Source organism: Clavibacter michiganensis, assembly GCF_021216655.1.
Classification (GTDB): Bacteria; Actinomycetota; Actinomycetes; order Actinomycetales; family Microbacteriaceae; genus Clavibacter; species Clavibacter michiganensis.
In genome coordinates, this window is the sequence record NZ_CP080437.1 from 3,063,394 (window position 1) to 3,086,857 (window position 23,464).

At 74.6% G+C, this 23,464-nt stretch carries 23 protein-coding genes; 9 read left to right on the forward strand and 14 right to left on the reverse strand.

Annotation, left to right across the window (positions count from 1 at the left end):
* Positions 1-47: 47 nt before the first annotated feature.
* Positions 48-1,547 carry a sensor histidine kinase gene (locus K0V08_RS14605; RefSeq protein WP_079531793.1) on the reverse strand — a complete coding sequence of 500 codons (1,500 nt, stop codon included), beginning with the start codon at positions 1,545-1,547 and terminating at the stop codon, positions 48-50.
* On the reverse strand, positions 1,544-2,212 hold the full coding sequence (locus K0V08_RS14610) for a response regulator transcription factor (RefSeq protein ID WP_079531796.1): 669 nt from the start codon (positions 2,210-2,212) through the stop codon (positions 1,544-1,546). The genes K0V08_RS14605 and K0V08_RS14610 overlap by 4 nt, the downstream gene beginning before the upstream one ends.
* Before the next feature lie 147 nt (positions 2,213-2,359).
* On the opposite strand from K0V08_RS14610, the gene K0V08_RS16100 reads away from it, so the two are divergent.
* A complete protein-coding gene (locus tag K0V08_RS16100) occupies positions 2,360-3,058 on the forward strand; it encodes a hypothetical protein (RefSeq protein WP_011931921.1) in 699 nt (232 codons plus the stop codon).
* 71 nt (positions 3,059-3,129) lie between these two features.
* A complete protein-coding gene (locus K0V08_RS14625) occupies positions 3,130-3,771 on the forward strand; it encodes a GNAT family N-acetyltransferase (protein ID WP_011931922.1) in 642 nt (213 codons plus the stop codon).
* 34 nt (positions 3,772-3,805) lie between these two features.
* Here the strand turns inward: K0V08_RS14625 and K0V08_RS14630 are convergent, their stop codons facing one another.
* Together K0V08_RS14630 and K0V08_RS14635 are read right to left on the reverse strand one after the other, a co-directional pair.
* Complete coding sequence (locus tag K0V08_RS14630) at positions 3,806-4,171, reverse strand: hypothetical protein (RefSeq protein ID WP_079531798.1); 366 nt, start codon at positions 4,169-4,171, stop codon at positions 3,806-3,808.
* Between the two features lie 367 nt (positions 4,172-4,538).
* Complete coding sequence (locus tag K0V08_RS14635; RefSeq protein ID WP_227267014.1) at positions 4,539-5,117, reverse strand: hypothetical protein; 579 nt, start codon at positions 5,115-5,117, stop codon at positions 4,539-4,541.
* Positions 5,118-5,294: 177 nt separating this feature from the next.
* Here K0V08_RS14635 and K0V08_RS14640 point away from each other — a divergent pair, with 177 nt between their 5' ends.
* The 7 genes from K0V08_RS14640 (at position 5,295) to K0V08_RS14670 (ending at position 11,235) form a co-directional block, all read left to right on the forward strand.
* Complete coding sequence (locus K0V08_RS14640; protein WP_079531801.1) at positions 5,295-5,489, forward strand: hypothetical protein; 195 nt, start codon at positions 5,295-5,297, stop codon at positions 5,487-5,489.
* Entirely contained in the window at positions 5,486-5,878 is a 393-nt protein-coding gene (locus K0V08_RS14645) for a VOC family protein (RefSeq protein ID WP_079531804.1), read from the forward strand. Before K0V08_RS14640 ends, K0V08_RS14645 begins: the two co-directional genes overlap by 4 nt.
* 109 nt (positions 5,879-5,987) lie before the next feature.
* A complete protein-coding gene (locus tag K0V08_RS14650; protein ID WP_079531806.1) occupies positions 5,988-8,057 on the forward strand; it encodes a serine hydrolase domain-containing protein in 2,070 nt (689 codons plus the stop codon).
* 53 nt (positions 8,058-8,110) lie between these two features.
* On the forward strand, positions 8,111-9,490 hold the full coding sequence (locus tag K0V08_RS14655; protein WP_079533666.1) for a sensor histidine kinase: 1,380 nt from the start codon (positions 8,111-8,113) through the stop codon (positions 9,488-9,490).
* Positions 9,487-10,167 (forward strand): response regulator transcription factor, encoded by a 681-nt coding sequence (locus K0V08_RS14660; RefSeq protein ID WP_079531808.1) that lies wholly within the window; start codon positions 9,487-9,489, stop codon positions 10,165-10,167. Before K0V08_RS14655 ends, K0V08_RS14660 begins: the two co-directional genes overlap by 4 nt.
* Positions 10,168-10,349: 182 nt before the next feature.
* Positions 10,350-10,769 (forward strand): organic hydroperoxide resistance protein, encoded by a 420-nt coding sequence (locus tag K0V08_RS14665; protein WP_011931929.1) that lies wholly within the window; start codon positions 10,350-10,352, stop codon positions 10,767-10,769.
* An 82-nt stretch (positions 10,770-10,851) separates the two neighbouring features.
* Complete coding sequence (locus K0V08_RS14670; protein WP_011931930.1) at positions 10,852-11,235, forward strand: chorismate mutase; 384 nt, start codon at positions 10,852-10,854, stop codon at positions 11,233-11,235.
* 43 nt (positions 11,236-11,278) lie between these two features.
* Here the strand turns inward: K0V08_RS14670 and K0V08_RS14675 are convergent, their stop codons facing one another.
* The 10 genes from K0V08_RS14675 to K0V08_RS14720 all read right to left on the reverse strand — a co-directional run bounded on the left by K0V08_RS14675 (position 11,279) and on the right by K0V08_RS14720 (position 23,432).
* A complete protein-coding gene (locus tag K0V08_RS14675) occupies positions 11,279-12,262 on the reverse strand; it encodes an ATP-grasp domain-containing protein (protein ID WP_079531809.1) in 984 nt (327 codons plus the stop codon).
* An 89-nt stretch (positions 12,263-12,351) separates the two neighbouring features.
* A complete protein-coding gene (locus K0V08_RS14680; RefSeq protein ID WP_227267017.1) occupies positions 12,352-13,173 on the reverse strand; it encodes an endonuclease/exonuclease/phosphatase family protein in 822 nt (273 codons plus the stop codon).
* A gap of 67 nt (positions 13,174-13,240) precedes the next feature.
* Positions 13,241-13,828, reverse strand: a complete 588-nt coding sequence (locus K0V08_RS14685; RefSeq protein WP_011931933.1) for a YdcF family protein — start codon at positions 13,826-13,828, stop codon at positions 13,241-13,243.
* A gap of 157 nt (positions 13,829-13,985) precedes the next feature.
* Positions 13,986-15,860: a DUF4012 domain-containing protein gene (locus K0V08_RS14690; protein ID WP_079531814.1), complete on the reverse strand. Its 1,875-nt coding sequence runs from the start codon at positions 15,858-15,860 to the stop codon at positions 13,986-13,988.
* Entirely contained in the window at positions 15,857-17,569 is a 1,713-nt protein-coding gene (locus K0V08_RS14695) for an O-antigen polymerase (protein ID WP_079531817.1), read from the reverse strand. The genes K0V08_RS14690 and K0V08_RS14695 overlap by 4 nt, the downstream gene beginning before the upstream one ends.
* On the reverse strand, positions 17,548-18,597 hold the full coding sequence (locus K0V08_RS14700; protein WP_079531820.1) for a polysaccharide pyruvyl transferase family protein: 1,050 nt from the start codon (positions 18,595-18,597) through the stop codon (positions 17,548-17,550). The genes K0V08_RS14695 and K0V08_RS14700 overlap by 22 nt, the downstream gene beginning before the upstream one ends.
* Positions 18,594-19,784: a hypothetical protein gene (locus K0V08_RS14705; protein WP_012037402.1), complete on the reverse strand. Its 1,191-nt coding sequence runs from the start codon at positions 19,782-19,784 to the stop codon at positions 18,594-18,596. The genes K0V08_RS14700 and K0V08_RS14705 overlap by 4 nt, the downstream gene beginning before the upstream one ends.
* Positions 19,781-20,827 (reverse strand): glycosyltransferase family 4 protein, encoded by a 1,047-nt coding sequence (locus K0V08_RS14710; RefSeq protein ID WP_174239774.1) that lies wholly within the window; start codon positions 20,825-20,827, stop codon positions 19,781-19,783. Before K0V08_RS14710 ends, K0V08_RS14705 begins: the two co-directional genes overlap by 4 nt.
* On the reverse strand, positions 20,827-21,957 hold the full coding sequence (locus K0V08_RS14715) for a glycosyltransferase (protein ID WP_012037404.1): 1,131 nt from the start codon (positions 21,955-21,957) through the stop codon (positions 20,827-20,829). The genes K0V08_RS14710 and K0V08_RS14715 overlap by 1 nt, the downstream gene beginning before the upstream one ends.
* Positions 21,957-23,432, reverse strand: a complete 1,476-nt coding sequence (locus K0V08_RS14720) for a sugar transferase (RefSeq protein ID WP_012037405.1) — start codon at positions 23,430-23,432, stop codon at positions 21,957-21,959. Before K0V08_RS14720 ends, K0V08_RS14715 begins: the two co-directional genes overlap by 1 nt.
* Positions 23,433-23,464 lie beyond the last annotated feature (32 nt).

The following is a 23,464-nucleotide window of genomic DNA, read 5'->3' on the forward strand; positions in this document are numbered from 1 at the left end:
CTCGATGTTATCGACAATCAACACCATCTGCGGAGACCGCGCAACACTCAGTCGCCCGCATCCACCACCGGCAGCGTCAGCAGGAACCGCGCGCCCGCGCCGAGCGCCGCAGGCAGGCACACGAGGTCGCCGCCCTGGGCGCGGGCGAGCGCGCGGGCGATGGACAGGCCGAGGCCCGCGCCGCCGTGCTGGCGGTCGCGGCCGTCGTCGAGGCGCACGAGGCGGTCGAAGATCCGCTCGCGGTCGGCGTCGGGGACGCCGGGGCCGTCGTCGGCGACCGTGATGCGCACGGATCCGTCGTCGGCGCCCTCGCCCTCGGCCTCGACGCGCACCTCGGACGAGGCGTAGCGGGCCGCGTTCTGCAGGAGGTTGTCGAGGATCTGCGCGAGCCGGTCGGGATCCGCGCGCACCGCCGGAGGAGCCCCGCGGACGTCGGCGACGACGCGCGTGCCGGGCGTGCGCGCCTGCTGCTGAGCGACCGCGGCCTCCACCACGGGCGGCACGCGCACGGGCCGGCCGTCTACCGAGAGGCCCTCGTCGAGCCGCGCCATCATGAGCATGTCGTCGACCAGGCGGCCGGCGCGGATCGCCTCGCGCACCACGTGCACCGCGAGCCGTTCGCGCTCCTCGGCGCTCGGGTCCGTGCGCACGAGCGCGTCGGCGGAGGCGCGGATCCCGGCGACGGGCGTCCGCAGCTCGTGCGCCGCATCCGCCACGAACGCGCGCATGCGGGCCTCTGCGGCGAGGGCCTGGTGCTCCGCGTGCTCGAGGTCGTCGAGCATCTCGTCGAACGCGGTCGCGGTGCGGCCGAGCTCCGTCGCGGGTCGGGTGGGGCGGAGTCGGCGGCCGCGGTCGCCGCGGCCGATGGAGCGGGCGACGCCCGTCATGTCCTCCAGCGGCTGCAGCGTCCGGCGCACCACGACGACCAGCGCGACCGCCGCGAGCAGCAGGAACCCGACGGAGGCGACCGCGAGGATCCCGCGGAGGGAGGCGAGCGTGCCGTCCACGGATCCGGTGCCCGCCGAGAGCACGAGCACCGTGCCGTCGCTGAGGTCGGAGCGGAGGGTGAGGGAGCCGTCCGACGAGCTGACGGCGCTGGAGGCGACGGTCACCGTGTCGCCGCCCGTCGTGGGCGTCGCGGTCGTGGCGGAGCCGGGAGGGGTGCCCAGCGGATCCGGCCCCGGCAGCGTCGCGCCGAGCGGATCGCGTGACGGCCGCACCGAGACCGCGCCGCCGTCCGGGCTCGTGATCTGCACGGCCACGCCCTGCGCGCTGAGCCGCTCGGCCAGCGCGTCGTCGTCGAGCACGCCCACGAGCGCGGCGGCGGCGGATGCGCGGTCGGCGAGCCGGTCCTGGATCTGCTGCCGGAGCTGCGCCCCGAGGATCGCCTGCACCGTGAGCGACAGCGCCACGAGCAGCACCGCGAGGAGCGCGAGCACCGCGAGGACCGTGCGGGTGCGGAGGGATCCGGTGCGCAGCGGCGCGTCCGGCGCGGTCGCCGCCTGGCGCCCGGGCACGAGGCGACGCGCGCGGGTGATCGCGCTCACGCCTCCACCCGGTAGCCGAGCCCGCGGACCGTGTGCAGGAGCCGCGGCCCCCGTGCCTCCATCTTCTTGCGCAGCGCGCTGATGTGGACCTCGACGAGGTTCGGGTCGGTCTGGTCGTACCCCCACACCTGCGTGAGCAGCTGCGTCTTGGAGAGCGTGCGGCCGCGGTGCGCCGCGAGGTAGGCGAGGAGCTGGAACTCGATCGAGGTCAGCTCGAGCTGCTCGCCGCCGCGCCTCGCGAGGCCGGAGTTGGGATCCACGAGCAGGTCGCCGATCTCCACCACGCTCGCGAGCCGCCCGCGCCGCCGGAGCACCGCGCCGACGCGCGCCACGAGCTCCGCGAGCGCGAACGGCTTCACGATGTAGTCGTCGACGCCCTGGCCGAAGCCGCGCAGGCGGTCCTCGACGGCGTCGCGGGCGGTGAGCATGATGACGCTCGCGTCGCTCCAGCGGCGGATCCGCTCGGCCAGCTGGATCCCGCTCGGGCCGGGGAGCATCCAGTCGAGCACCACGAGGTCGGGCAGGAAGCCCTTGACCTCCTCCTCGAGGTCGACGCCGGACGCGAGGCCGCGGACGACGAAGCGCTCGGCGGTGAGGGTGGAGACGACGGCGGCGCGGATGGCGGCGTCGTCCTCGACCACGAGGACGCGTGCGGGAGGGAGCATGCCCCGACTGTAGGAGCCGCGGATGGGCGCTCCCGGCCGCATGTCCGCTCGGGGCGCCGAACTTAAGGAGGACTTCAGATCCGCTGCCGAACCTGGATCCACGACCGCCGGTGCACCCCGCGCCGCGGCGGACACGGAAGGACCACCATGGACGACACCATCACCGTCTTCGAGAAGGGGTCGGGCGCGCGGAAGCCCGGTGCGCCGACCCCGGCGCCGCGGAAGCGCCGCACGGGCATCGCCGTCGGCATCGCGGGGGCCTCCCTCGGCCTCGTGGCGCTGTTCTCCTCGCCGGCCTTCGCCGACGGGAACGGCGGCGACACGAGCGGCCAGGCCGGATCCGGGAGCGGCACCTCCGCGACCTGCCCCGCCCCGCCCGCGCTGCCCGACGGCACGACGCCGCCGGCACCCGTGACGCTGCCCGACGGATCCACGCCCCCGGCCCCGCCGACGAACGCGGACGGCACGCCGGCGACGCCGCCCACGCCTCCGACGCCGCCGACGAACGCGGACGGATCCACGGCCACGGTGCCGGCGCCCCCGACGAACGCGGACGGCACGCCCGCGACGCCTCCGACGCCGCCCACCCCGCCCACGAACGCGGACGGCACGCCCGCGACGCCGCCCACCCCGCCGACGAACGCCGACGGGACGCCCGCGACCCCGCCCGCGCCGCCCGCGGACGGCTGCGCCCCGCCCGCACCGCCCGTCGGCGCGGACGGCAAGGCGCCCACCCCGCCCGCCGGCCCCGCGGCTCCCGCCACGACGCCCGGATCCTCCGAGGGCTCGACGTCGGGCGGCGCTCCCGCCACGACGCCCGCGCCGACGTCCACGTCCGGCAGCTAGACCGGATCCACCGCCCGGCCGGGGCCCGCGACCACCGCGGGCCCCGGCCGCGCGTCTGCCACCATGGCCGGGTGACCGCCACCGTCCCCGCGCCCGCCCCGCTCATCGGCACCCACGTCCGGCTCGACCCGCTCACCCCGGATCACCTCCCGGCCCTCCGCGCCGCCATCGCCCACCCGGCCGTCTTCGCGGGCGGCTTCGGCGGCGGGTCGGCAGGCCTCCGCACCGACCCGGCCGAGTTCGACGCGTGGGCGCGCGGCTACTTCCGCTGGGACGACCTGCCGTGCGCCGTGATCCTCGTCGGCGGCCCGCACGACGGCGAGCTCGTCGGCACCACGAGCCTCACCGAGCTCGACACGCGCCGCGAGCGCGCGCACCTCGGCTGGACCGCGTACGACCCGCGCGTCTGGGGCACGGTCGTCAACGCGGAGGCCAAGCGCCTCCTGCTCGGCCTCGCGTTCGACGCGGGCTTCGGGCGGGTCAAGCTGCAGGCCGACGCCCGCAACGCGCACTCGCGCGCCGCCATCCTCAAGCTCGGCGCGACCTTCGAGGGCGTGTGCCGCCGCGACCAGCTCCGCGCCGACGGCACCTGGCGCGACGCCGCGATCCACTCGATCCTCGCCGACGAGTGGCCCGCCGTCCGCGCCGGCCTCGATGCGCGCATCGCGGCGCAGGAGGGGCGACCGGTCCTGTTCCGCACGCCCGCGGCCTGAGGCGACGGGCGACGAGCGCGGGGACGCCGGCGGCTCAGTCGGCGTACGGATCCGCGTCGCCGGCCTCGACGGGGTAGTGGAACTGCATGCCGACGGAGTCGATGCTGCCGGTCCACACCATGTCGCCGCCGACGCGGTGGAGCGGGGGAGCGGTGGAGTCGATGACGTCGGCGAGGCCGAGCTCCGCGATCCAGTCCTCGATGATCTCCCGTCGCGCCGGGAGCGAGTACGCGTCGGCGCTGCCGATGAAGTGCACGAAGTCCGCGTCGCCGAGCTCCCACGCCAGCGGGCGGAGTCCACGCTGCTGGCCCTCGGCGTTCCAGGCGATCGCGACCATGAGCTCGATGTCCTCGCGTCGCATCGAGCGGCTGCCGAGCGGGACGGGGGCCTCCGCGGTCATGGGCGTCTCCTGGATCGTCGTACGTCGGCGGGCGGGCACGTGCGCGAGCTGATCCGATGCCCCACCGAGCAGGCCGAGGGGTAGGGGGAGGAGAGGGTCACGGAGCCCGAGCCCGACGAACGCGCGACCGCTCGTCGGGCCCTGCTCCCAGGTGCCCGGATCGGGCGGGCGCCTGGTGTGATCGCTGTCGCATTGCCGGACCGTCGCGTTCCGGCAATGCCACACGACGTCCCCAGCGACGGGTAATCATTCGGGACTGGTGCGAACATAGCCCCTCGGGTGAGGGAATACCAGGGGTGGACCCATTCGGGGGCGCTGCTACCGCGCGAGGCCCCGCGCCCGTCGTCCCGCGTCGCGGGCTGGAGGTCTACGCGGCGTCCGCCTGCACGGCGTCCTCCGCCACGAGCGTGCCGGTCGTGGGCGGGGTGGGGACGCCTTCGTCCGCCTCCTCGCCGGGGTGGATCCGCGTGACGCGGAGCGAGTGCACGTTCAGCCGGGCGTCTGCGGGCCCCTCGGCCACGCGGATCACGCCGGGTCCGCGGCGCATCTGCACGGCGAGCACCAGCGTCCGCCGGGTGGCGCCCTCGGCGAGCGGCGGGTAGCGCACGGTGCGGGTCTGCGCGCGGTCCAGGGCGAAGCCGAGGGCGAGCGGGGTGGATCCGCAGTGGTCGTAGGTGACGGCGACGGAGTGCGGGCCGTCGTGCTCGGCGACGACGGCGAAGTCGAGGTAGCTGCGGCTGCCGGGGTCGGCGTCCCCGGGCGGCGGGGGTGCGCTGGCGTGGACGCGCGAGGCGTCGTCGGCGGGGTAGCAGCGGGGGTGGGGGATGGAGTGCCTCCGGGCGGTGCACGTCGGTGTGTCGGGACGCAGCGTCGGGACCGGCCGGGAAACCGTGCCCGGTCCTGCGGGGGCGGCGCGTCGGGCCGGTGTCGGCGGCGGCGCGTGCATCGTGGACCATCTCGCGCACGTGACGAAAGGGGACGTCGGGTCGGCGCGTCGTTCGGCCCCGGCGATGCGGGGCGACGGGCTCACCATACGGCGTCCGGCCGCGGGGCGCGCGGGCAGCGCCCCCGTCCCCGCGCGCCGCCCCGCCCGGCCGCGTCCCCCGCACGGCGGACGCGGCCGGTGGCGCTCCTCCGTACCGTGGAGGGACGACGCGACGACGGGAGACGCACGATGCAGAGCAGGTGGGCGGCCGCGATCCTCGGCGACCGGGAGGATCCGCGCGCGCGGCTGCTGCGCCGGGCCGAGCCGCGTCTGACGCTGCGGTCCGCCGCGTTCCTCGCGGAGCACGCCGTCGCGCGTCGCGGCCCCGCGTGACGGCCCGCGGATCCCTCCACCACGTAGAGCTGCAGGTGCGCGACCTCGACGCGGCGCTGGCGTCCTGGGGCTGGATCCTCGGCGAGCTCGGCTACGTCGAGGACGCCGGCTGGGCCGACGGCCGGAGCCTCCGCCTCGGCGACGCGTACCTCGTGATCGCCCGGGCCCCGCGCGACGCCCCGCACGACCGGCGCGCTGCGGGCCTCAGCCACCTCGCGTTCCACGCGGGATCCGCCGCGGACGTCGAGCGGCTCTGGGCCGAGGCGCCCGACCACGGCTGGGCGCGCCTCTACGCGGACCGCCACCCGTTCGCCGGCGGGCCCGACCACCGCGCCGCGTTCCTGGAGGACGGCGAGCGGTTCAAGATCGAGCTCGTCGCGGACGCGTAGCCGCCCGGCCGTCGACGCCGGTCGCCCCCGCGCCTGCGACTCGAGTCGCAACCCGGGTGCCGACTCCCGCGCCCTGTGCGGGAGCGCCCCAGCCGGGAGCGTTGCAGGCATGGACACGACACCCCGCTCCACCCCCGCCGCCCCGACCCGCGGCCGCCGCCCCCGGCGCCTCGCCGCGACCGTCGGCGCGCTCGCCCTGGCCCTCGCCATCCCGCTCGCCGCGGGTGCCGCCACCGCCGCGACCCCCGCGGATCCACCGCCCCCTGCCCCGCCGCAGCACCAGCCCGGCGGCCACGACCTCACGCGGGCCGACGTGGACACCTGGCTCGACGGCGTCGTCGGCTCCGCGCTGCAGACCACGGGGATCCCCGGCGCCGCCGTCTCCGTCGTCGCCGACGGGCAGGTGCTCACCTCCCGCGGCTACGGCCTCGCCGACACCGGCACCGAGGGGAGCCCCGCCCGCCGGGTGGATCCCGACGAGACGCTCTTCCGCGTCGGCTCCGTCTCGAAGGTGGTCTCCGCGACGGCCGTCATGCAGCTCGTGGAAGAGGGCCGCCTCGATCTCGACGCCGACGTGCAGCAGCACCTCGACTTCGACCTCGACACCCCGAAGGGCGCGGTCACGCTGCGCCACCTCCTCACCCACACGTCCGGGTTCGAGGAGGTCATCACGGGCCTCATCGGCGTCGCCGGCAGCGAGCGCGACCTCGGCGACGTGATGAGGACGGATCCGCCTGAGCAGGTCTTCGTCCCCGGCACCACGCCCGCCTACTCGAACTACGGCGCGAGCCTCGCGGGCTACGTCGCCGAGCGCGTGGCCGGGACGCCGTTCGTCGACCTCGTGCAGCAGGAGGTGCTCGACCGCGCCGGGATGACCTCGTCGTCCTTCGCGCAGCCGCTGCCCGCCGACCTGGACGCGCGCCTCGCGAAGGGCTACCCGGACGACGCGCAGCCCTCCTACCCGACGGAGGTCGTCAACGCGGCCCCGGCCGGCGCGCTCTCGGCGACCGCATCCGACATGGCCCGCTTCATGCTCGGCCACCTCGGCGACCTGCCCGACGAGCAGGCGCTCCTGGATCCCGCCACCCTCGACGAGATGCACCGTCCCGCCCTCGGCGCCGACCAGCTCGGCACCCTCGCGGTCGGCCAGCGCATGGACCTCGCCTTCTTCGACGACAGCACGCCCGGCGTCCCCGCCTTCGGCCACGACGGCGACACCAACGTCTTCCACACGGCCATGCGCATGTTCCCGGACAGCGACGCCGGCATCTTCGTGACCTTCAACGGCAACGGCCGCGACGCGGTCGACACCCTCGAGCTCCGCACGACCGTGCTGCAGGGCTTCGCCGACCGGTACCTGCGCGAGGACGACGGCACCGCATCCGCCGCCGCGCCCGTGGGTGACCCCGAGGCCGCGGCCGACCTCGCCGGCACCTGGCTCTCCTCCCGCTCCCCGTTCTCGAACCCCGGCGCGCTGCTCGCCCTCAGCGGCCAGACCGAGATCGTCCCGCGCGCCGACGGCACCATCGCGGTGACCCCGAAGCCGCTCGGCGTCACGACGGGCGTCTACGAGAAGGCCGGCGACGACCTGTGGCGCGAGGTGGGCGGCGACGCCGTGCTCGCGACCCGCGCATCCGCGGACGGCGGACCGGTCGACGCGATCTCGTGGGGCGCCTCCTTCACGATGCTGCGGGCGGAGCCGTGGCAGGTCGCGTCCGTGGTGATGCCGCTGCTGCTCGCGTCCGTGGCCGTGCTGCTCGTGTCGGTGATCGTGTGGCCGGCCACCGCGCTCGCCGGGATCGGCCGACGCCGGGCCGCCCGTGCCGACCGCGACGATGCCGCCGTGAGCACCGTCCCGCGACCCCGCCGCAGCCGCGCCCACCTGCTCTCCCGCATCGGCCAGGCCGTGACCCTCGTGGCGCTCGTCGGCTGGTCGGCCGCGGCCGTGCAGGCGCTCTCGTTCGTCGACGTCCCCGCCGGCGCGCTCCGCACCCTGCAGGCGCTGCAGCTCCTCGGCGCCCTCGCGGTGATCCCCGCCGCGCTCGCCGCGTGGCAGGCCGTGCGGACGCGGCGCGGTGCCTGGATCGTCGCCGGGCGGGTCCTCGTGGTCCTCGCGCTGATCGCCGTCGCCGCCTTCGCGGTCGGCTTCCGCCTGCTCGCGCCGAGCGTGAGCTACTGATGCGCGACGACGCGGGCGCGGGCGGCGGCCGTCCCGGCTGCCATGCTCGGAGCGTGACCCAGCCGACGCTCGACGATGCCGCCGCGAGCGCCCGCGTCGTCGCCCGTCCGCGCGGAGCGATCGCCGACGGGGTCCGCGCCGGCCTCGCCCGCGTCGGCATCCGCACGGACGCCGCACGGGACGCGGCCGCCGCCGCGGCCTGGGCGGTCCTCACGGTCCTCCTCCTCGGCGTCCTCGCCGCGCTCGTCTGGGCGGACGGCACCTCGCGCAGCATGTCGCCGGCGCAGGGCGCGCTCATCGGGATCCTCGCGGTCGTCCAGTGCGCGCCCCTCGCCTTCCGCCGCCGGCACCCGCGGTCGACGCTCCTGGCGGTCTCGCTCCTGCAGGGCGCGCTCGTCGCGGTGCTCCCGCCGCACTTCGGGTTCTGGGCGGCCGCGCCCGTCGTCGCGGCGTACACGGTCGGGGCGCAGCTCGCGCCGGCGTCCGCGGTGCGCGTCGTGGCGGCGGCCGTGGGGATCGAGGCCGTCGGCGCGTACCTCGCCGCCACCGGCCAGGTCCGCGGGCTGCTCGTGCCCACGACCGTGGACGTGCGGCTCAGCGTCGACACGGTCATCGCGGCCGCGTCGATCCTCGTCAGCGGCCTCCTCATCGCCGCGGCCGGCGCCGCCGTCGGATCCTGGGTCGCGCTCCGCCGCCGCCACGACCGCGACGTGCTCGCGCGGGCGGCCGAGAGCCTGGAGCACCAGGCGACGCTCAGCCGGGCCGCGGTCGCCGCCGAGCGCACGCGCATGGCCCGCGAGCTGCACGACGTGGCCGCGCACCACCTGACGGCGCTCGTCGTGCAGGCGGGCGCCGCCGAGCGCCTGGTCGACCTCGACCCGGAGCGCGCCAAGGACTCCCTCCGCGGGATCCGCCGCCAGGGCCGCGAGACGCTCGACGCGCTGCGCTCCATCGTCGGGATCCTCCGCCAGGGCTCCGACGGCGAGGGCGGCGGCGAGGCGGGCACCGCCCCCGTGCCGGGCCTCGCCGACCTGCCCGGGCTCGTGGCGGCCGCCCGCACGTCGGGCACCGAGGTCCAGGAGCGCACGACCGGCGAGGCGCCCGCGCTCGCGCCGCTCGCCGACGTCACCGCGTACCGCACCGTGCAGGAGTCGCTCGCCAACGCGCGGCGGCACGCGCCCGGATCCGCGGTCACCCTCACGACGGCATCCGGCCCCGCGCGCATCGCCCTCACCATCGAGAACGCGCTGCCCGCCGCCGCCCCCGCGACCGCGCCCGGCTACGGCCTGGTCGGCATGCGCGAGCGGGCCGCGCTCGTCGGCGGCCGCCTCGAGGCGGGACCCACCGGATCCGGCACCTGGCGCGTGCGCCTCGAGCTGCCCGTGGAGCCGATGCCGGTCGAGCACGTGCCGGCGCCGAGGGCCGACGCGTGATCCGCGTGGTGCTGGTCGACGACCAGTCCATCGTCCGCGCCGGCTTCCGGGTCGTGCTGGAGACGGCAGGCGGGATCGAGGTGGTCGGCGAGGCCGCGGGCGGCCGCGAGGCCGTGGAGCTCGTGCGTCGCCTCGCGCCCGACGTCGTGGTGATGGACGTGCGCATGCCCGGCGGCGACGGCATCGAGGCGACCCGCGCGATCACGGGAGCGGACGCGGACGCCTCCGACCGCCGGCCCGGCGACGACCGGCCGGGTCCCGCCGTCCTCGTCGCCACCACCTTCGACCTCGACGAGTACGTCTTCGGCGCGCTCGAGGCAGGCGCCCGCGGCTTCGTCCTCAAGGACGCGGAGCCCGAGGAGTTCATCCAGGCCGTGCGGGCGCTCGCCGAGGGCCGCGCCGCCCTCGACGGCGTCACCACCCGCCGCGTGATGGCCGAGTTCACCCGCCGCCGGGCTGCCTCAGCCGTGCACCCGGGCACGGAGGTGCTCACGCCGCGCGAGCAGGACATCGTGCGGCTACTCGGCGACGGCCTCTCCAACGACGAGATCGGCGGCCGGCTCGTGATCGAGACGAGCACCGTGAAGTCGCACCTCACCCGGATCATGACCAAGCTCGGCACCCGCGACCGCCTGCAGACCGTCGTGTGGGGCTACCGCTCGGGCCTGCTGCCCTGACCGGCGGACGGCCGCGGCGCAGCCGTCGTCGGGGCCGCCGGAGCGCCGGCCACGACGCGCCCGGGCTGCTCGCGGACCCCACTCGGGCGTCCCGGCGCGTTCGCCCGCGATCCACCGTCCGTGCCGCGAACGTCCACGTGCCGCGACGAGTGCTCCCAGGCTCGTCGTGGTCTGATGGATCCATGGAACCCATCTACACCGCTATCGCGCACGCCTCCGGCGGAGGGCGCGACGGACACGTCCGCAGCGAGGACGACCGCATCGACTTCGACACCCGTCCCCCCAAGGAGATGGGCGGCTCCGGCGAGGGCACGAACCCCGAGCAGCTCTTCGCCGCCGGGTACAGCGCCTGCTTCCTCGGCGCCACCCACCTCGTCGGCAAGAACGCCGGCGTCGACACGAAGGACGCGGGCGTCTCCGCCAGCGTCTCCATCGGCGACAACGGCCAGGGCGGCTTCGGCCTCGCGGTCGAGCTCGACGTCTACCTCCCCAACGTGGCGCCCGAGCGCCGCCAGGAGATCGCGGACGCGGCCCACCAGGTCTGCCCGTACTCCAACGCCACGCGCGGCAACATCGACGTGAAGGTCACCATCGTCGACTGATCGCCCCGTGCGATCCGAGGCGGGCGTCCCCATCGGGGACGCCCGCCTCCGTCGTCCAGGCGCGGATGGGTAGGGTCATCGCATGCCTGAGAACACCGGCCCCGCAGGGGCGCCCCTCGACGACGACGCCCGTGCCGCCCTCGAGGAGCTGGGGGAGATCCGCGGGAGCATCGACAACATCGACGCCGCCCTCGTGCACCTGCTCGCCGAGCGCTTCAAGTTCACGCAGTCGGTCGGCCGGCTGAAGGCCGCGCACGGGCTCCCCGCGGCGGATCCCGAGCGCGAGCGCCGCCAGATCCTCCGCCTCCGCGCCCTCGCCGAGGAGTCGCGGCTCGACCCGGCCTTCGCGGAGAAGTTCCTGAACTTCATCGTCGCGGAGGTCATCCACCACCACACGCGCATCGCCGAGGACCAGGGCGCGGCCGCCTCCGCGGTCGCTCCCGAGGACGGCGGCCCGGCGGCCTGACGCCGCCGGGCGCGCGGCCCGCCAGGTCGGGCCGCGCGCGACGTCAGCCCTCCGGGTACGTCTCCCGCAGCACGCGCTCCAGGAGCTCCGCCACCGCGCCCGGCCCGGACGCCTCCGCGACCGCCTCGACGCCCGCGTTGTAGTTCGTGTTCGTGTTCACGTCGTAGGTCACGAGCCTGCCGTCCGCGGTCTCGATGAACTCGATCCCGGCCACCTCGACCCCGAGCCCCGCGAGGAACGCGACGTACCGCTCCACGAGCGGGTGCTCCGCGGTGATGTCCTCACGCAGCGAGAAGATCGTGTCGCCGGGCTCCTGCGCGATGGTCGCGCCGGGCGGCATCACGAGCGCGCCCGTCGTCGGGTCGATCGCGCACGCGTCCGCTGGGCACAGCTGGTACCCGCCGCGCGCGGTGTCGGCCTGGATCGCGTAGACGAAGCGCCCGCCCACGATCTCCACCCGCGTGACCCGCGGCGTCGCGGCCTCGAGGAACTCCTGCAGCAGCGTGATCCCGTCCTGCGGCTCCTCGAAGTCGGGCCCCTCCACGTAGGCGGCCAGCTCCTCGACGCTGTCGAACCTGCGGACCCCGAGTCCTTTGCCGCCCTGGTTGTGCTTGGTGATGAACGGGGTCGGCAGTCCGCGCGCCGCCTCGACGATGCGGTGGCTGCCGATCACGGCCCGCGTGCGCGGCACCTCGATCCCGGCGGCGCGCAACGCCGTCAGCTGGTCGACCTTGCTCACCTCGAGCTCGATCGTGCGGCGGCCGTTGACCGTGCGGCGGCCGTGCGCCTCCAGCCAGCTCATGAGCGCGCGCGTGTAGTCCTTGGAGAGCGCGTGGTCGCGCGTGTGCGCCGATGCGCTGATCCTCGACCAGAAGATCCCCTCGGGCGGCGCCTCGTCGATCTCGAGCACGCCGTCGGTGAGGAGCCACTCCTCGTAGGGGACGCCGCGCGCGTCGAGCGCGGCGGCGAACGGGCCGAACCACTCGGGGTTCTCGTGGATGGCGAATACCTTCGGTGCGGTGGTCATCCCCCCAGGCTACGAGGCGCGCGGGGCGGCGGACGCACGCGTGACGGCGGGCGTCAGCCCAGCCGGCGGCATCAGCTCGACCGGCGGCGTCAGCTCAGGCGCACGAGCGCCTGCACGGGCAGGTGGTCGCTCATCATGCGGCCGCGCCAGGCGAAGTCGTTGACCGCGGCGGCGCGCACGTCCACGCGGTCGCTCACCAGGATCCAGTCGATGCGCGGGCCGTCGACGACGGGCGGCCGGTAGTCGGGGAACGTGCCGAACGCGGGGGTCGCCTGTCGGGCGGTGTCGAGCCAGGAGTCGCGGAGGCCGGCCCGGCGGGTGAGGGCGTCGTAGGGGAACGAGTCGACGGGCGCGTTGAAGTCGCCCATGAGCACGAGCGGCAGCCCGGCGAAGCGCGTGCGCACGAGCTCCGCGATGGCCTCGGCGGCGCGGTCGCGGGCCTCGGCCACGTCGTGGTCGAGGTGCGTGTCGAGCACGACGAGCGGGTGGCCGGTGGCCTCGTCCTGGAAGCGGGCCCACGTGAGGATCCGCGGCATGGGGTTGCCCCACGTCATGCTGCCGATCACGTCGGGGGTGTCCGAGAGCCACATCACGTCGTGCTCGAGGAGGGTGAGGCGTGACGCCTGGTAGAAGATCGCGCCGTGCTCGCCGTGGCTGCCGCCCTCGCGGCCCTGCCCGATCATGCGGTACGACGGCGGCAGCGCCTTCTCGATGGCCTGGATCTGCGGCCACAGCGCCTCCTGCACGCCGAGCACCGTGGGCCGCTCCTGCTGCAGGAAGCGCGTGAGCACCTCCTGGCGCTCGGGCCAGTGGTCGGCCTCGCCCTCGCGGGTGCCGTGCCAGGGCATGCGCACGTTGAGCGAGATCAGGTGGATGTCGTCGCCGGTCGTCGGGCCGATCGCGGGGGTCATGACGACCATTCAACCCCGTGCGGCTGACCGCCTGGCCACGCAGGGTCGATCGCGTCGAGAGCGGCGGTCAGCAGCCCGGCGTGACGAGCGCCTTGACGAAGGCGCCGGTCTGGTACGTGTACTGCGAGACCCACTGGCGGAGGCTGAAGTCCACCGGGTCCTCGACCACCATGAGGTCGCCCGTGAAGCAGCGCGAGAAGATCAGCTGCGTGCGGGTGACGTGCGGGGTCCAGGTGATGACGATGGCGCTCGTCCAGCCGTTCTCCTCGGACTTCTCCTTGAGGTATCGCGCCTCGCCCTGCGTCGTGAACGGCGACGGGGTGTCGCACGTGACGGCGTAGGGGAACTCGCCGTTGCAGGCTGCGAGCTCCGCGGCCGACTGCGGGCCGGTGGGCGGCACCGAGAAGACGACCGTGTCGGAGAAGCCCTCGTCCACCAGCTTCGCCGCGAGGTCGCGGCGCGTGGGGTTGGGCGGCCCGATGACGTAGATCACGTCGGCCTTGTCGGGCTGGCTCGCCGGGGGGAAGACGAAGAGGGGGATGCCGGCCAGGAGCCAGGCGAGGAGGAGCACGAGGAGCGCCAGGAGGGTGCGCACGATCCAGCGACGGACGCGGTGCGCCCGGCGGGGCGTCGTGGTGGTGGTGCTGGGTGTCAACGTGTGCTCTCGGCCTGGAGGATCCGCGGGGGCGGCGTGCGGGCGTGCGGGGGCGGTGGCGTCCCCCGGCGGCTCGTCGAGCCTATGGGGAGCGCGTGACGGTCGCGAAGCCCCCATCCGGGGCGGGCGGTGCGGCGTCGTGGCGGCGGGCGGTGGATCAGCCGCCCGTGGAGCAGGGGACCTGCGTGATGTCGGACTCGAGCGGGCGCACGAGCGGCGTGTGGCGGACCTCGAGCGGGCCCTGGTCGTCGGGCGTCGGCATGGTGAACGTGACGTCGACGGTCTTGGTGTCCTGCGGCGCGAGCTCGGTGCGGATGCGGATCATGCCGCGCCCCATGTCGGTGCCGCGCGCCTCCTCCGTGGTGAGGTCGGCGTCGGTCTTCCAGCCGGTGACGGTGGATCCGACGGGGCCGTAGACGAGCAGGTCGTCGAACTGGCGGCCCTTGGCCTTGCCGTCGAGGCCCGTGACGTAGCGCGGCAGGCTCGTCGCGGCGTCCGCCGGCGCGATGCTCGTCATGTCGACGGACACCGTGTACGTGGTGGTGTCGCCGCAGGTCTCCGCCTGGATCCGAGATGCGGAGCGCAGGTAGTAGCTCATCTTGGATCCCGAGCCGATGTCGTTGAAGTACAGGCCGATCGCGGTCTGCTCGGTGTTGTCGTCCGGCAGCGCGCCGCTCAGCGGCCCGCCCTCGATGAGCGTCTGCTCCTCGGGCACCGTGCTCCACAGCAGCAGGCGGCGCTCGTCGATGGCCCGGTCGATCGCGGTGACCAGCGGCACGACGGGCGGAGTGTCGGTGACGAGCTTCGCGAAGATCGTGCTGGCCGCGCTCGCGAAGTAGCGGTCCTGCGCGAGGTAGTCGGGGTACTGGCTGTACACGGCGCCGAGGAGCGTGGGCACCGCGTTCTCCGCGTTCAGCTCGTCGCCCGTGGCGAGCGTGATCGGCCCGGTCGCCTCCAGCAGGTAGCTGAGCGCGATGGGGTCGAACGACAGCACGCCGTCGACCCGGTCGCCGATGTTGGCCTCCCAGTACGACTTCGCGAGGGCGCCCGACGTGGGGAAGTCGGGGAACATCGTGATGTTCTGCTCGAAGCGGTCCGAGCGCGGCTCGATGAGGCGCACGGTCTCGTCGGGCACGTCGCCCTGGCGGACGTTCCGCGGGAAGTCGTTGCTCGACGCCTGCTTCGCGATCCGCACGGTGCCGTCCTCGACGGTCAGCAGCACGAGCGCGGCCGGGTTGCCGCCGGTGGAGCGGACCTCCGCGTTGTTCTGGAACATCAGCAGGTAGTTGCGCGCGCCGTCGGCCCCGAGGAGGTCGGGGAGGACCCCGGTGACCTCGCGGAAGGTGCTCGCGGTGTCCTCCGTGCTCGTGAGGGTGTCGTCCATGAGGTCGACGTCGTCGGCGACCTGCGCCCAGAGGCTGTCGCGGTCGATGGTGTCGAGCTCGGCGCGGGCGCCCGTGAGGCCGTCGCTCGCGGTCTGCACGGTCTGCCCGAGCGAGCGGATCCCGTCGAGGTCGATGCGGCCGAGCACGGGCGTGAACGCCGAGAGGGAGACCTCGGTGGCGGGCGTGACGACGTCGGTCGCGAGCCGGTCGCTCGTGGCGGCCAGCACGCGGGCGGCGTGGAGGTTCGGGCCGACGAAGGGGATCCACTCGTAGGCGCCGAGCACGCCGTCGTCCGCGGCCTCCGCGGCCTTCGCCGTGTGGTCGCGGAGCTCGGCGGCGCCGGCCTTCGCGGTGTCGATGTCGCCCGCGAGGAGCGCGGTCTGCACCTGGTCGGAGAGCGGGAGCGCGTCGCGGAGCTCGGCCTGGACGGTGTCGACGCGGGGGAGGATCAGCGCGGCCGAGATCGCGGTGCCGATGACGAGGACGCCGATGACGCCGACCGGGATCCAGAGGCGCTTGCGCTTCCACAGGGGCCGGCGGGTGGCGTCGCGCTCCGCGCGGTCGGCGCGGCGGCTGCGGCGGCCGGTCGATCCGTCGGATCCGTCCGGTCCGTCGGCCGGGGGCAGGATGCCGTCGATGCCGCTCACCGGTCGGGCGTCCAGTTCACGGCCGGCTTGCCGGCCGGGAAGGCGCGGCCGTTGCCGACCGCGGGACGGGCGTCAGCGGACGCCTGGGCGGATCCACCGACGGCACCGAGGCCGGCGACCCCCGCCCCGATGAGCGCCTGCTCGCGGACGGCCGCGGGCGCGGTCTCGTCGAGCAGCGGCACGGGCGCGCTGACGGGGCCGGTGACCTGCTTGCGGGTGGAGGAGATCCAGAAGAACGCGAGGAGGATCACGAGCGACGCGATGCTCGTCGACATGCCCTGGTACGCGTCGCCGCGGATCAGGGAGAAGAGGTACGGCGTGACGACGACCGCGATGGCCGCGCCGAGGAGCCCGCGGCGGCGCATGCGGGCGCGGATGAAGAGGCCGGCCACGAGGCCGAGGAGCGCACCGACGGCGACGACCCCGGGGATCCCGAAGTTCGCGAACGCCTCGCCGATGGCCGACAGGCTCGTCTCGACGCGGTTGACGCCGTAGAACCGGGGCACGTACGTCGAGGTGAACCACGTGTTGCCGCCGCCGAACGGCTTGTCCTCCCAGAGCCCGCGGGGCACGAACCAGGCCGGCACCGCGGCGTACGTGGCGCCCCACTGGTAGACGAAGTCGGGCAGCGACGCGACCTCGTTGAGGCGGATGAGCACGTCGAACGGGCGGGTCTCGATGCCGCTGGTGAGGCGGTCGAGGAGGACGCCGAGCGGGTCCTGCGTGAGGCGGTCGAGCGAGCGGCCGTTGTCGAACGTGGACTCGCGGATGACGATCGAGTAGACCATCGCGACCACGGCCGTGACACCGCCGATGAGGGCGATGGTGCGGAAGCGGAAGGGCTTCGGGCCGATCTGCTTGAGGATCAGGAACGGGAGGAAGACGCCGATGATGAGCGGGCCGCGACCGCCGGCGGATCCGGCGCAGACCACGAGCACGAGGACGGCGACCAGGTTGACCCAGTTCCAGCCCTCGAGGCCCTTCTGCCGGCGCGCGAGCACGTTGTAGACGATCGCGATCTGCACGGGGATGTAGGAGAGGCCGATGAACGACTTGCCGGAGAGGAAGTCGCTCCGGTTGGCGAGGCCCGTCGTGTACGCCTGGATGCCGCCGGAGGAGAGCACCAGGTACACGAGGAGCCCGAGGGCCACGACCGAGGAGATGACCACGAGCGCCTGCGCCACCGACGTGTTGAACACGCGCTGCCAGCGGACCTGCGTGTCGGGGTCGACGACGGCGGGACCGCCGGCGATGGCGTTGTCCTCCAGGGCCTTCGCGTCCTCGCCGCCGCGCCTGATGCGGCGGGCCTCGCGGGCCACCGAGTAGTAGTAGACGACGAAGAAGGCCGAGAAGAAGATCAGCGCCTCGATGAGCGCCGAGCTCGCGGCGAGCTGCAGCGTGGGGGAGAAGAAGCGCGTGTCGGCGATGGCGCCGGGGCTCGTCTCCATGCTGTTGGCGACCGTGAGCGGGCGCAGCACGAACAGGAGCAGGCCCGTGAACGCGACGATGCCGCCGGGGGTGATCGGATCCCCGTTGGATACCGTCTCCTTCACGAGCACGCCGACGAGCAGGATCGCGAGCACCGCGATCATGAACGGGTAGGACAGCTCGTTGCCGAGCAGGGCCACGCCGCCGAGCGCGGCGAGGACGGTGAGGACCACGGCGGCCGCGAAGACCGCCGGGGTCGCTAGGCGGTACGTCGGACCCATGTGGTCATCTCCTCGAAAGCCGCGTCCAGGCGGGCGGTGGCGGCGACGAGAGCCGCCGCGGTGGTGGATGCGGCGTCGGCGTCGGCCGGCGCTGCGATGGCGGTGCGGACCGCCCGGTCGAACGCGGGCTCCGTGCGCGTGCCGAACTCGGTCGTGAACGCCCCGACCTTGGTGGCGCCACCGACGGCGACCACGGGCGTCGTCAGCATCGTACCGAGGTACATGGCGTGCATGCGAGAGGCGATGACGACCTCGCGGTCGGCCATGAGCTCGGCCGCGCGGCGCCAGCCGTGGTCGCCTGGCTCGGTCGTGAGCCGGGCGCGGACCTCGGCGGACAGGGCGCCGGCGTCGGAGTCGTCGCCCTGGTCCATCGACACGAAGACGACCTCGCCGAAGCGCTCCTCGAGGGCCTGCACGTGCGCGAGGGTGACCTCGGGGGAGTGCTTCGCGTTGAGCGCGACCACGGCGCCGCGGCGGCGGTCGGCGGGCGCGGCCATCGCCGCGAGCTCGGGGGCGGCGAAGAGGCTGACGTCGGCGGCGACCTCGACGGGGAGCTTCGAGTACCCGGCGGCGCGGCCGGCGGAGTCGGGGTCGCGGGTCCAGACGCGGGCGCCGTCGAGGCCCGCGCGGAGGGCGAGGCGCGCGCGGCGGCGGGTGACGGGATCCGCGCCCACGCCGAACACGGCGAGCGGCGTGCGGCCGGTGCGCGCGATGAGCCCGGTGACGGCCATGAGGCGGGGGAGGCCCGCGAAGGGGCGGCCCGGCTGGTCGTCGGCGAGGAGCGTGCCGCCGCCGACGACGACCGCGTCGACCTGGCGCACCAGGTCGCCCAGCGCGCGCACGCCGGAGACGCGGACGCGCTCCTCGGTGGAGGCGAGGCGCGCGGTCTGCCCGAAGTCGGCGACCACGGTCTCGTGGCCCGCCCGGCGGAGGCGCTCCGAGAGCGCGTCGGTGAGGAAGGCGTCCCCGAGGTTCTGCGGGTGGCCGGACGCGAGGGTGCGGTCGGCGGAGACGATGAGGGTCCTCATGCGTCCTCCTTCCTGACGGTGCGGTGGCGGTGGCGGATGAGGAGCGCGGCGATGGCGGCGCTCAGGACGAGCTCGGCGGCGAGCGTCACGCCGGCGAGGAGGGCGGGGCCGGCCGTGAGCGCGGCGGCGAGCGTGAGGACCACGGCGACGACGCCCGTGACGACGGTCGCGGTGAGCCGCACGCGCACGAGGCCGGATCCCATCGCGTAGGCCATGAGCGCGTAGTTGCCGAACTTGGGGGCGACCGAGAGGAGGATCACGAGGAAGATCGCCTGGTCGAACGCGTCGCCGCCGAAGACCTGCTCGACGGGCTCGCGGATCAGCGCGAGGATCCCGGCCAGCACGAGGCCGCCGAGCGCGAACCGCCACCAGTAGGCGCGCGCGGGGCGGGCGGCGGCGCGGATCCGCGGGATCAGCTGCTGCGAGAGCGTCGCGGGCAGGACCTCGAGCGGCTGCACGATGCGGTAGGCGAGCGCGAGCGGCACGACGGCGTCTGCCCCGAGGATCGCCGTGCCGAGCACGAGCGGCGCCTGCGAGTAGAGCGCGCTGAGGGATCCGGAGAGGCCGAACTCGAGGATCTGCGGGAACACGCGCACGGGCTCGTCGCTGGTCGTGGCGAGGTCGCGGCGGACGGCGATCCAGGTGCCCGCGGTGACGATCAGCGACACGACGGGGAAGGCGAGCAGCACGAGGATCTCCGGCACGACGAGCGCGATCACGAGCGGGACGGCCTTGAGCACCACGAGCGCGAGGTCGGGGAACGCGTAGGAGGCGTCGCGGCGGCCGACGAGCAGGGGCGCGCGGATCGTGCGGGTGAGCGAGTCGAGCACCTGGCTGACGCCGAGCGCGACGAGCAGCAGCACGGCCTCGCCGGGCATGGACGAGGCGGCGGCGACGGTGATGAGCACCGCGACGGCGGCGCCCAGCGAGCCGAGCCCCGCGTGGAAGGCGACCGCGCGTGCGTGCACGCTCCGGGTGAGGCGCGTGCGCGGCAGCGAGAGCAGGAAGTTCGCGGCGCCCGAGTCGGTGATGATCGCGAACGAGCTGAGCAGCGCGAACCCGGTGACGAGCGCGCTCTGCGCCGACCCCTCGGACAGGCGCGTGAGGACCACGAGCAGCACCAGCTGGAGCACGCGCGTGAGCCCTGCGGCTCCCGTGGGGAGCAGCAGCCCGATCCGCCGGATCATCGCGTCCCGATGCTCTGGTAGGCGTCGTGGACGGTCTGCGCGGAGGTGCGCCAGTCGAAGCGGCAGGTGACGGCGCGGCGGATGCGCGCGGCCTCCTCCTCCTCGAGCGGGTCGGCCGCCGCGAGCCGGGCGAGCGCCTGCGTGATGGCGGACGTGTCGGCGGGCGAGAAGTACGTGGCGTCGTCCCCGCAGATCCAGTGGAAGACGTCGATGTCGGAGACGGCGAGGCGCGCGCCCGCGACCATCGCCTCGACGAGCGGCAGGCCGAAGCCCTCCGCGAGGCTCGGGAAGACCACGCCGCGGGAGGCCGCGTAGAGCACGGCGAGCTCGTCGTCTGTGACGTAGCCGGCCAGCTTGATGTCGTCCGACTCGGCCATGTCCACGTCGCCGAACACGGCGCTCTTCGCGCCCACGAGCACGAGCGGGGCCGCCGCGCGGGTCTCGGCGGGCAGCTCGAGGTACGCCTCGGTGAGGCGCTTCAGGTTCTTGCGCGGATCCATGCTGCCGACCGCGAGCAGGTACCCGCCGTCGGTCACGCCGAACCGCTCGAGCACGCGGGCGCGCTCCTCCGCGCCGCGCGGCTCGCCGAACACGGGGCTCGGCGCGTTGGGCGCGACCACGACGGGCGCGCTGGAGAGCCCGAGCTCGCGCACCTGCTCGGCGACGGGCTCGCTCACGGTGACGATGACGCGCGCGTCGCGCAGGTTCGCGCGGAGCAGGGGCACGTGGGTCACGACGTACTCGCGGCTGTACCACTCGGGGTTCGTGAGCACGAAGAGGTCGTGCACGACCACGATGTGCCGGCGGTGGACGAGCGGCGCGCGGCTCGTGAGGGACAGGAGCACGTCCTGGCGCGTGATCCACGGCAGGGTCGTCTGCACCCAGAGCCAGCTGCGCGCGCCGGACGACGCGATGCCCGCCGACGGCGTGGCGCGCGTCACGCCGTGCTTGCCCTCGAGCGCGCGGGCGATCTCCGTCGCGTAGCGCTGCTGGCCGGTGACCCGCTGCCCCGCGTACGCCTCGTTGACGACGAGCCGGCGCATCACGCGACCGCTCCGTCGAGGCGCGCGCCGTCGTGGCGGACCCAGGAGGCGATGCTGCGCTCGAAGACGGCCGCGTCGAAGTCGGCGGAGCGGCGGACGCTGTCCGCCGGGTCCAGCGCGGCGGCGCGCGCGACCGCGTCGGCGAGGCCGGCGCCCTCCCAGTCGTGCACGTGCACGCCCGTGACGCCGTCGACGACGCTCTCGGTCGCGCCGCCGACGTCGCTCACGAGCACGCGGGCGCCGGCGGCCATCGCCTCGACGGGCATGATCCCGAAGTCCTCGACCGCGGGGAACACGTACGCGAGCGAGCGCTGGTACAGCGTGTAGAGCAGGGCGTCCGAGGGGCGCGGGACGATCGTGACGGGCACGCGCGCGGCGTCGGCCTGCGCCCGCAGCTCCTCGGCGAGCGGGCCGGATCCGGCGAGCACGACGGGCACGTCGGCGGCCTCGCCCGCGCGGATCACGAGGTCGAGCCGCTTGTACGGGACGAAGCGGCTGGCGCCCAGGAGGAAGCGGTCGGGCAGCGACGCGGCGAGCTCGGCGTCGGATCCGGTCAGCTCGCCCTCCCACGACGCGGTGTCGCGGATCGCGGTCGCGTCGACGGGCGGGTGGATCACGCGCGCGTCCACATCCCACGCCTTGCGGATGCGCGCCCGCACGAACGCGCTGTTCGCGGCGAACTCCGCGTGCGACGCCTGCGCGCGGCGCCGGTCGAGCGCGCGGAGCGGGGGAGCGGCGGCCTTCACGAGCGGGTTGGCGCCGCGCTGGTCGAGGTCGGGCGTCCAGAGGTAGCGCGCCGGGCTGTGCACGTAGACGTGCTGGCGGGTCGCGCGATCACCGTGGCCGAGGTGGTGCGCGAACAGGTGCGAGCTCGAGAGGGTCCACTCGTACGCGTCGAGGTCGAGCGAGCTCCACGTGAGCGGCATGAACGGAAGGGCCAGCGGCTTGCGCTTCCGCAGCGGCGTGCGGGCGATCCAGCTCTCCCGCACCGGGCGGTCGCCGAAGCGGCCCGGGTCGTCGTTCCAGAGCGTGAAGAGGTCGGCGTCGGGGAAGGCGTGCGCGAACGCGTCGAACACCTTCTCGGATCCGCCCGACTTCTCGATCCACTCCTGGACCAGCAGACCGCCCATCAGACGGCCCCGTCCGCGCCGAAGACGGCCTTGAACGTGCGCGCCAGGATGATGATGTCGCCCGTGAGCGACCAGTTCTCCACGTAGTAGAGGTCGAGGCGGATGGCGTCCTCCCACGAGAGCGACGACCGGCCGGAGACCTGCCACAGGCCGGACATGCCGGGCTTGATGAGGAGGCGGCGGCGGGCGGCGCTGTCGTAGAGCGCGACCTCGCCCTCGCGCTGCGGCCGCGGGCCGATGAGGCTCATGGATCCCAGCAGCACGTTGAGGAACTGCGGCAGCTCGTCGAGCGAGTAGCGGCGGAGCACCCCGCCCACCTTCGTGATGCGCGGGTCGTCCGTCACCTTGAACAGCGGGGTGTCTGCCGTGCCCTGCTGCTCCAGCAGCGCGAACAGCTCGGCGTCGGCGTTCATGCGCATCGAGCGGAACTTGAGCATGTGGAACGGCTCGCCGTTCAGGCCGATGCGCTCCTGCTTGTAGAAGACGTCGCCCTTGCTCGTGGCCTTGATGAGGATCGCGAGGATCAGGAAGACGGGGCTCAGCACGATGAGCGTGATGCCGGAGACGACGATGTCGAACAGGCGCTTGGAGAGGAGCTTGCGCCCCTCGAAGCGCGGCGTCTCCACGTGGATGAGCGGGAGGCCGGCGACCGGGCGGGTGTGGATGCGCGGGCCGCCGATGTCGGTGAGCCCCGGAGCCATGACGAGGTGGTGGCGGCCGGGCTCGAGCGACCAGCTGAGCTCGCGGATCCGCTCGGGCGGCAGCTCGTCGCTCGACGTGAGCACGAGGGTGTCGGCGCCCAGGCGCTCCAGCTCCACGAGCGCGTCGTCCGCGTTGCCGACCACGGGCACGTCGAGCCCCGGCAGGCGCGAGGGCCGCGCGTCGCCCGTGAGGCACGCGCCGACCACGCGGTAGCCGGCCTTGGGGGCGCGGGCGAGGGTCGTGGCGGTGTGGGTCGTGCTCTCGAGGGACCCGACCAGCAGGATCAGCGAGGAGAACTCGCCGCGGCGACGCTGGGCCGAGAGCCACACGCGCCAGAGCGTGCGCGAGAGCAGCAGGAGGACGAGGCCGAGAGGCAGGCCCGTGACGATGTAGCCGCGCGCCAGGTCGATCTTCACGAGGAAGGCGACGATGGCGATGATCCCGAAGAGCCGCAGCGTCGCGTCCGCGACCTGCTTGTACTCCTGCGTGCCCGTGCCGACGATGCGGTAGTCGCGCGTGCTGTAGACCGTGAGGACGAACAGCCACGCGAGGATCAGCACGACCGAGACCATCGTGTAGGTCACGGCCACGCCCTGGGCGTTGCCGCCGAGGTCGACCGTGCCCGCCGTGGTGCCGAACCACAGGAACTGCACGCCGAAGGTCGTGAGGATGATGACGATCGCGTCGCTCAGCGCCAGGCGCCGGGCGTAGACGACCCGCCACCGCGACCCCTCCTGGGCCTCGTCCGTGCGTCGTGTCTGTTGCGTGTCCACTGGTCCCCCGGGGCAGGCGGCTCCGCGCGGGA